The organism is Saccharopolyspora sp. NPDC000995, from assembly GCF_053599315.1.
Map to the genome: position 1 here is coordinate 26,799 of NZ_JBSFLZ010000077.1, position 8,079 is coordinate 34,877.

General features: G+C 65.5%; 8 protein-coding genes. 2 read left to right on the forward strand and 6 right to left on the reverse strand.

From position 1 onward, the window contains the following. Window positions 1-14 precede the first annotated feature (14 nt). Together ACWDKQ_RS23125 and ACWDKQ_RS23130 are read left to right on the forward strand one after the other, a co-directional pair. Window positions 15-479 (forward strand): hypothetical protein, encoded by a 465-nt coding sequence (locus tag ACWDKQ_RS23125; RefSeq protein WP_450140835.1) that lies wholly within the window; start codon window positions 15-17, stop codon window positions 477-479. Continuing rightward, entirely contained in the window at window positions 476-1,282 is an 807-nt protein-coding gene (locus ACWDKQ_RS23130; protein ID WP_450140836.1) for an HpcH/HpaI aldolase/citrate lyase family protein, read from the forward strand. The genes ACWDKQ_RS23125 and ACWDKQ_RS23130 overlap by 4 nt, the downstream gene beginning before the upstream one ends. 664 nt (window positions 1,283-1,946) lie before the next feature. Here ACWDKQ_RS23130 and ACWDKQ_RS23135 read toward each other — a convergent pair. The 6 genes from ACWDKQ_RS23135 to ACWDKQ_RS23160 form a co-directional block, all read right to left on the reverse strand. Further along, window positions 1,947-2,426, reverse strand: coding sequence for an integrase core domain-containing protein (locus tag ACWDKQ_RS23135; protein WP_450140837.1), 480 nt, complete (start codon window positions 2,424-2,426; stop codon window positions 1,947-1,949). A gap of 627 nt (window positions 2,427-3,053) precedes the next feature. Further along, window positions 3,054-3,719 (reverse strand): hypothetical protein, encoded by a 666-nt coding sequence (locus ACWDKQ_RS23140; RefSeq protein ID WP_450140838.1) that lies wholly within the window; start codon window positions 3,717-3,719, stop codon window positions 3,054-3,056. Continuing rightward, window positions 3,692-4,042, reverse strand: coding sequence for a hypothetical protein (locus ACWDKQ_RS23145; RefSeq protein ID WP_450140839.1), 351 nt, complete (start codon window positions 4,040-4,042; stop codon window positions 3,692-3,694). Before ACWDKQ_RS23145 ends, ACWDKQ_RS23140 begins: the two co-directional genes overlap by 28 nt. A 33-nt stretch (window positions 4,043-4,075) precedes the next feature. Further along, window positions 4,076-4,516, reverse strand: coding sequence for a hypothetical protein (locus ACWDKQ_RS23150; protein WP_450140840.1), 441 nt, complete (start codon window positions 4,514-4,516; stop codon window positions 4,076-4,078). Beyond that, window positions 4,513-7,872: a hypothetical protein gene (locus ACWDKQ_RS23155; protein WP_450140841.1), complete on the reverse strand. Its 3,360-nt coding sequence runs from the start codon at window positions 7,870-7,872 to the stop codon at window positions 4,513-4,515. Before ACWDKQ_RS23155 ends, ACWDKQ_RS23150 begins: the two co-directional genes overlap by 4 nt. 42 nt (window positions 7,873-7,914) lie before the next feature. After that, on the reverse strand, window positions 7,915-8,064 hold the full coding sequence (locus tag ACWDKQ_RS23160) for a hypothetical protein (protein WP_450140842.1): 150 nt from the start codon (window positions 8,062-8,064) through the stop codon (window positions 7,915-7,917). Between the last annotated feature and the right edge of the window lie 15 nt (window positions 8,065-8,079).

An 8,079-nucleotide genomic window follows, 5' to 3' on the forward strand; every position in this document is an offset into this window, starting at 1 on the left:
CCCGCGAACGGCGTGTGTCCGCGCGAAACGATCAGATCACCCAGGGCGGCCAGGTGGTGGTCGAGGAGGAGCAGCACGTGGTCAACCGGGAAGCCCTCTCCGGCGGTGCCCCGTCGTCCGAGGACGCGCCGACCGTGCCGGCAGATGACGGGAAGTGGAGCATTGACGTCTCACCGACGCTGCTGTTCGGGCCCTCCCCGCTGGCCTACAGCGCACACCGCATCCACCGCGACCGTGACTGCGCCCGGGACCTCGAAGGCTGCCCCGGTGTGGTCACCCACGGACCGCTGCCGGCGATGGCCGAGCCGGCGCGACGGTCCGGCTACGACGGCAACCTCGAATTCGACTACCGGCTGGTGTCCCCGCTGTTCGACCACCAGGGCATGGTGGTGCGCGCCTGGCCGGGACCCGAGGCTGGCGACCATGCGGTGCACGACCGGCGACCCGCCACCGGAACCTTGCGGGGGATCGGCCGGTGAACGACACCATCGCCGCCGCGCGGACACTCCTGTTCGTGCCCGGTTACCGCCCCGATCGGTTCGACAAGGCCGCCGGCAGCGGGGCCGACCTCGTGGTGCTGGATCTGGAAGACGCGGTCGCGCCCGATCAGAAAGACACGGCGCGCGAGCACGCGCGTACCTGGCTCGCCGCGGGCAACCGCGCAGTCGTGCGGATCAACCCCGCGCGCACCCCGTGGCACGATCAGGATCTGACCGCCGTGTCCGGGCTCGCCACCGCCCTCATGGTGCCGAAAGCCGAAAGCGCCGACCAGATCGGTGCGGTCGCCGCCCGGGCCCCCCGCGCCGGCATCATCCCGCTCATCGAAACTGCAGCTGGCGTCACCCGCGCGGTCGCGGTGTGCAGCGCGGCCGCGGTCGTGCGGCCAGCTTTCGGTAGCGTCGACCTGGCCGCGCAGCTCGGCATCGATCATTGCTCGCACGAGGCACTACGGCACGCACGCTCCGCTCTGGTGCTTGCCGCGGCCACCGCCGGCTGTGGCGCCCCCATCGACGGCGTCACCACCGCGCTCGACGACGAAGCTGCGCTGCAAGCCGATCTCGACCACAGCGTGACGCTGGGTTTCACCGGCAAACTCTGCGTCCACCCGCGCCAAGTCGAGCACGCGAACACTGCGTTCACCCCGTCCGACGGCGAACTCCGCTGGGCACAGCGAGTCTTGGCCGCCGGAGCAGATGGTGCGGTCGCGTCGCTCGACGGGCAGATGATCGATCGCCCGGTCCTGCTTCGCGCCGAAGCGATCGTGCGACGGGCACAACGATGAACGTCCTGGGTTTCCACCGCCACCGGTCGTTGGGTGGGCCGGCGCCCGGACGTCGGTCCAGGACAGCGGTCGCGCGTCCGTCCACTGGGCTTTGGACCGAATCCGGGCACGGCGCTGCGGGAATGCCCGCTACTCGCGCCACCGTGGCCGGACTCGACCCCCGGTGCTGCTCGCTCCGTGCGGCGCGTCCGTAATAACGCACAGGGAACGAGCATCTCCGCCGCACGCCTTCGTCGCAGTTGACGGAGAATGCATGGAGAGTGATGCACAACGAGCAATGTCTGCTCGCGGCTTTTTCGCGCGCCGGTGTTGCCGCTGGTGAACGCAGCTGTTCGCATGGCCCGGTGCCCGACCGCCGTCGCCAGGGGCATTATTGCCGACGCCGTCCGCACCCAGCCTTGCTGCCGACGGCGCGATCCGGCGTGGGCCGGGAGCGCGGCCAGCGCCATCGTGAGGACATCGAGGTGGTCGGCGGCGGTGTTCGACCCTAGCGATCTGGGGAACCGACCCAGGTACCGCCCATGAACCCTGCCTAAAGATCATCAGCCGGGCTTCCAACGCCCGCCAGCACCCTCTGCCACAAACCTCGCTTGTTTGAGGCACAGAGTCCCCGTAGTGCTTCAAAAAGGGTTCGCTGGTTGTGAGCTGGGGTTTCGTCGGGCCGTCAGGCTGCTTGGTGGTACTCGTTGATGAGTCCCGCCACGGCTTGTCGGCGTTCGATCCGAGCTGTCGGCAGGGGTATGACGTTCGGGTCGTCGGGGGGTGCCTGCTGGTCGCGGGCTGGGTGGGGCCGATGGGTGTTGAAGTGGCAGGCGTATTCCTGGCGGATCTTCTCCGCGTGACCTCTGTCGAAGATCAGCACTCGGTTGGTGCACTCTTCGCGAACGGAGCGTGTAAATCGTTCCGCGTGCGGGTTGTAGTTCGGGCTGTGCGGCGGGGTCTTCGTGACCGTGATGCCTTCTCTGGTGAAGATTGTGTCGAAGGCGGCGGTGAACTTCGCGTCGCGGTCGCGGATGAGGTGCGTACATGTGGCGGCGCGGTCGCCGGGCTGCCACAGCAGCTGCCGGGCGTGTTGCGTGGCCCAGGCGGCGGTGGGGTGGGTGGTGATGCCGAGGATGTGAACGGTGCGGGTGCGGACTTCCATGACGAACAGGGCGTAGAGCCGTTGCAGCCCGATGGTGTCGATGTGAAAGAAGTCCGTGGCGAGAAGACCGTTTGTCGGGGCTGCAAGACCACCTCACCGCCGGCACCACCCAGACCGCGGCACCCGCAGCGCACAGCTGAGCCCCGCGAGGCGCCGCCACACCCAGCTGTCGAGCCGTGGGTGATCGCTGTGACCGTGGCGGGCGGGCAGTGGGAGTCGCCGGATCACCGACCCTGTGCTTGCCGAAGCATATCCGTGCAGGTCATGCTGCGTGGTGGTACTCGTGAAGGATGCCACCCAGCCGGTCGTGTCGACGGATGTTGCGGGGATCGAGTTGCTCCGGTTTGGCGGTCGGCGCAGGCAAGGGACGTAGCGGGCGGGCGTTCGCGATGCCTTGGTGAGGTCGGTGGGAGTTGTAGAAGTCTTCGAATTCCCGTAAGGCGTGGAGCAGGTGCCGCTGGTTCCAGATCAGTGTGCGGTCCAGGAGTTCGCGGCGGCAGGTCTACACCCATCTTTTCATGATTGAGTTCATTCTCGGCATCTTGATGCCGCTGAGCACGACCTTGATCCCTGTCTCTGTCAGGACGGTATCGAATAGGGCGGGGAATTTGCCGTCGCGGTCGCGAATCAGGAATCGCGCCCGGCAGTCTGCGTCTTCGAGTTCCATGACGAGATTCTTTGCGGTTTGGGTGACCCACGCGGCCGTCGGGTGTGCGGTGGCGCCCAGGATCCGGATCCGCCTGGGTAGTAGGCGTCAGCGGAGTTGCCGGGCAGGTCCGTTGGCTGCAGGTTCAGTCCGGCCCAGAGCAGCTTTGCCCAGATATCGTCGGCGATCACGCGGGGGTTGGTGCCGATCAGGGCGGCGACGCTGCGCGGCACGGACAATGCCCGGGCGGCGTCGAATCGGCGGGGAAACCATTCCCATTCCTGGCAGTCACGGAAGAACGTCCGGGTCGCGTTGAGGATGTGTGCCTTGGTGCGCGGCGAAATCGGGTTCCCGGTGCGGTCGCGGAGGTGGTCACGACGCTGGACGTGATCACCAACCGCCATGCGGTCGACGGCGGCGACCCAGGCAGCGCAGGTCTGTCTCGTCCATTGCCCGGGCTCGGTGATCTCAGGGTATTCGCTGGCCAGCCATCGCCCGGCCTTGGCCATGATCGTGCGGACAGTGGCCCGGACCCGTGGGCTCAGCGTCGACGTGGCGTGCCAGCGTTCCAGCCATGATGCCCAGGCCGGATCGGTGCCCGTGATGCCGGGGGCGTGGTTTAGCCAGAGCGCACGGGCGGGTCGCAATGGCCGAGTGCGGCGACGGCGCGCTGCAAGGCATGCAGCATTTCGCTATAACGCCCGCTGTTGGCCGGGTGGGCACGCAGCGCCGTGAACGCCTCGGTGGTCAGATCTTCCAGCCGTGGGCTGCGGTTGATCAGCAGAGCTTGGCTGAACAGGCCGCGCAGCCGGTGCTTGCGGCCCAGCGGTCCGCGGTATCCCCACTGGTCCAGAAGGCCAGCCGCCTGACCGATCGACGCCTCAACGGTGTCGGCGCCCAAAACCAGGCAGGCCAGGCGCAGCCGGTTGAAGTTGCCCAGGTGCTGGAATCCGGTGAACTCACCGATCAAATAGCCAAGAGCGATAAGGAAAGGCCGCACTGTCTACTCAGTCGGCAGTGTTCGTGCGGCGAGGAATTCCTCAGCGCTGGCACCGCAAAGCCGCGCCCAGTCCCACGTCGTCCAAGACCAGTAGGACCGGCCTGTGTCCGCGCAGTGCTGCAAGACGATCGCTGCCGCGTGCGCCCCTGCGCGCCGGAAGCGGGGTGCATCGTCATGATGCAAAACGGCCCGGGCCGTATCCAGGGGCTCAACCAAGCGGGACAACGCTTTCCAACTGGTCGCGGTCCGTCGCGGAGTGCCCACCGCCCGGTTGCGGCGCAGGCTTGCGGCTCCCAGCGCAGTCACGGCAGCGATTTCCCCGTCGTCGAGCTCGGCCCGGCGGTCCCAGCGCCACGCCTGCATGCCGAAGTCCCACGGCGCACTGCCGGCGTTCCCGCCGACCTCGCCGACCCGGACGATGAGTGCGGTCGGCTCCTTGGTCATCGACGGCTTCTGCCTCGGGTGAAGAACTTCCGCAGCCGATGTCCGCGTGGGACGGGTTTTCCGACGACGGCCACGAACCCTTGGTTCGGTACGGCGAGCAGTTCGTCGAGCGACTGGTCCGCCGGGTCGGCGTAGATCACGCGGACCCAGTCCGCTCGCCTGATGGCATCGATCCAGTGGACCCCGATCGGCTCGCCGGGGTTCACGTCTGCTTCGAGCCAGGCGTCGCCGGTGGTGTCGCGCAGCACCACGTTCAGTCCGTCGATGCGTACTGTCCAACCGGTGACGGCTTGCGGCTGCCCATCGGCGTCGAGCCGATCGGGGAATCCCGCTTGCACCATCGATTCCAGCATCGGGTCCTGCACGGTGTTGCCGACGAACATCGATAGGCTCGCGGTCACGAAGACGAGCACGGCTTCGTCCCGGGCAATTGCTGGCCACCAGAGGCAGTTCGTTCCGCCGTCGATCGATCGCACGACCGTGAACCCGTCGGGAAGCCTTCCGAGACCCCACAGGTCGCGTATCCGGTTCGACGCGGCGATTGTTTCTTCCGCGGCCTCGCCAAGTTTTTGCCAGGCGTGCAACTGCTTTGAGTCCACTGCCGTCGCACGGATGTTTTCGAGAGCACGGCGCAGCTCGCGTACGTCTAGGTCGGCAATCGGCGCTAGGACGGCAAGCCGGGATCGCTGATCATCGTTGAGCAAATCGGAGAATTCGTGACACCATTGTGTGATCCGCTGCAGGGCGTTCTTCAATGATGCGGGGGGCTGACGATGCGGGCGCGTCAGAAATGAACGCATGAGGGTAAGACCGACATCGAGGATTGCTTCGATTCCGTCATGGGTGAGCACTCCGGCTGCTGCTGCTTCGTTGACGATAACGAGGACTGTGTCCGCAGCCTTGGACCATTGTTCGGTTTCCGCATAGCGTTGAGCGCGCGCTACAGCACTCGCGAACTCTTGGATGCGAAGCTGGAGCGGAGTGGTCTCTGGGACGATGCCTGCTTGCTGCTCCAGCGTATCGACGATCCAGTCGCGAAGGTCCGAGCAGTCGTCTTGAGCGTACTTCGCGGCCTCCGCAAGTGTGTGTAGCGCGCCTGAGACAGGTACGCCGGGTGCACTGAGATCGGAGGGGCGGTGGGCTGATGCGTAGTGGACCGCCGCTTCGAGAATCGGCCGGATTCGCTCAACGTGCTTCTGGCGCAGGACTGCTTCCATGAGCATGGCAAGCGTCTGGATCTGCATAACCGCCAGCGCTCGTTCGTCGTGAGCGGCGGCGCTACCCATGCGTTCGCGGAGGTTGAAAGCGCTGGTAAGCCACTTCGATGCCAGCTCGAACAGGCCGGTTAAGATCGCGAGTATTCCGACATTGTGCATGAGGACTGTTGCACTGACCCGGAGCCACTCAGCGGCCTGCTGGTCGGCGTCGCCGGCCAGGGCGGCGGACAACACCGTCGTCAAGAGCCTGTCGGCGGCGGGCAGCAACGCCGACGCGTCAGAAAAAAGCGCTTGATCGACTAACGGGGCCAGAACGTCGGTGCAAGTGCTCACCCAGCTATACAAATAGCCGATTTCGATACCGATCGCCAATTCGCGTGCGGCGACCAGGATACCGTCGTGTATGTAAAGCGCTTCGTCGAGGCCGTGAACGCTTTTGACATCGTAGCGAAGTCGTTTTTTGACGAGGGATGCGCCGATCAGTTCGTCGATCGCAGCTCGAGCGTCGACTGGGGGGAGGACTTCTCCAGGCAGCGACGACGCCCACTGCTCGACGAGTGCAACTGGGACGTGGGACCCGCCGCTCGCCGTGACGACGGACAACACGGCGAATGCTTGCCCGGAAAGACTGGTCAGGAGTTCGCGAACAACCCGCCCGGCACTTCTCGGATAGCTGCCCAGTATGGTGTCTTCATTCGTCAGATTGAAGCGGTCGAGCCGGTCAAGGAATTCTCGAAGCCGGGAAAAGTCGCCGCCGAGCGAGCGGACCCATGCGCATGCCAGGTCGATCGCCAGCGGCCAGGAACCGAGGCAGGCGGCGAATTCCGCCGCGACCGGATCGGTTGTCGCGACCGGATCGACCGGCGAAGGCGTCGACAGCCGGTCCCGGATGAGGGCAGTCGCTTCCTCGGCGGTCATTGCCTTAATTTCCAGCAGTGGCGCGGTATCAATGGGCCAGTCGCCCCGGTTTGTCGTCACGATCACGTGGCCGTATCCAGAGGATGGAATCCACTTGTGCGTCGTCGGCCAGTCAATGGCGCCGTCGAGGACCAGCAGCCAGGGAACGGGCAGATCCGAGAGGAGATCGCAGAAGATCTGCGCTGGCACGTCTCCCGCGTAGCCTTCGCCGCCCAGCCGACCCAGGATCGCTGGTTGCTGTTCCGCCAGCATTTCGTTGGACGACGCGTCGATCCACAGGGTGAAGGCATAGTGGTCGCGGCGCGAGGCGGCCCATGCCGCGGCCACCGCCGACTTTCCGGATCCGGATATGCCGTGGAGCACGGCGACCGAGGGCATCCCGGACAATAGGCTGTCGCCGGGCAACCGTTTGGAGAGACGGGACGCGATGTCCGGCCGCGGGAGGTACCTGTCGTCGGGAACGCCGAACGTCCGTCCCCAGACGCGCCCGCCGGCGGCATCTGCGAGCACGGCCGCCGACTCGTTCAGAATGCCGGCGACCTGATCGCGATCGATGCCTTGATGTCCGGTCTGCGAACCACGGTCGTGGACAAGATCGACTAGCAGCGCGACCAGGATGTGATGCAGCCGCTGGCCGACCCCGCCTTTGCCACGCACTCGTATCCGGGCAACGCGCTCGACCAGGCGGGCGGTCAGCGCGAGCAACGTCTCTTCGCGTGCGTCGACAATCCGGCGTTGCTCATCCGCGGCGATCTCGTGGTGTTCGTTCAGCCGGGCTGCGTACTGGGCTGCGTCCGAAGTGAGGGTGCGGTTCGTGATGAGCGTCAGTTCGCACGCGTCGGGGTGCTCGGCTTCCAGCACGTCGAGGCAGCTCGACACAGTGCGCATGCCCATGGTGGTGGACGAGGCGGGCATCGATGCCTTGACCTGGAGAGCGCGGACCGGGCCCTGTGTCGGGCCGTAGACGAGGATGTCCGCTGAATCCTGATCGACGCGATCAACGTCAACCCGCCAGTCCGACCGAGAGGCCGATTCGTACATGTCCAGCAGCAACTCGACGGTAACCAGGTATTGATATCGGAACCCGAATGCTGCTGCGACGCCGCCCCCGATGCCTGTCATGTCCACATCATATAGAATTTTGTCGGCGCGGACGATCTTTCTTTCTTCCTGCATGGTCAGAATGGTGAGGTGGCGATTCTGACTGCAGTTGTTCGCCATCCGGTCGATGAGAACGCTGACTAAGAGCCTTATTCACGAGCATTACCAGCCGAGTCGATAGAATTCGAGCGCCGTGATGATGCGGACAATTCCGGGGAGTTCGGCGAGGCGCCCTCGATATCCGGTAGCGAGTATCTTCCAGTTCTTGAAATGTGCGATGCATCGCTCGACAGCCGATCGTAACGACGAGATCGACTTGTTGTTCGC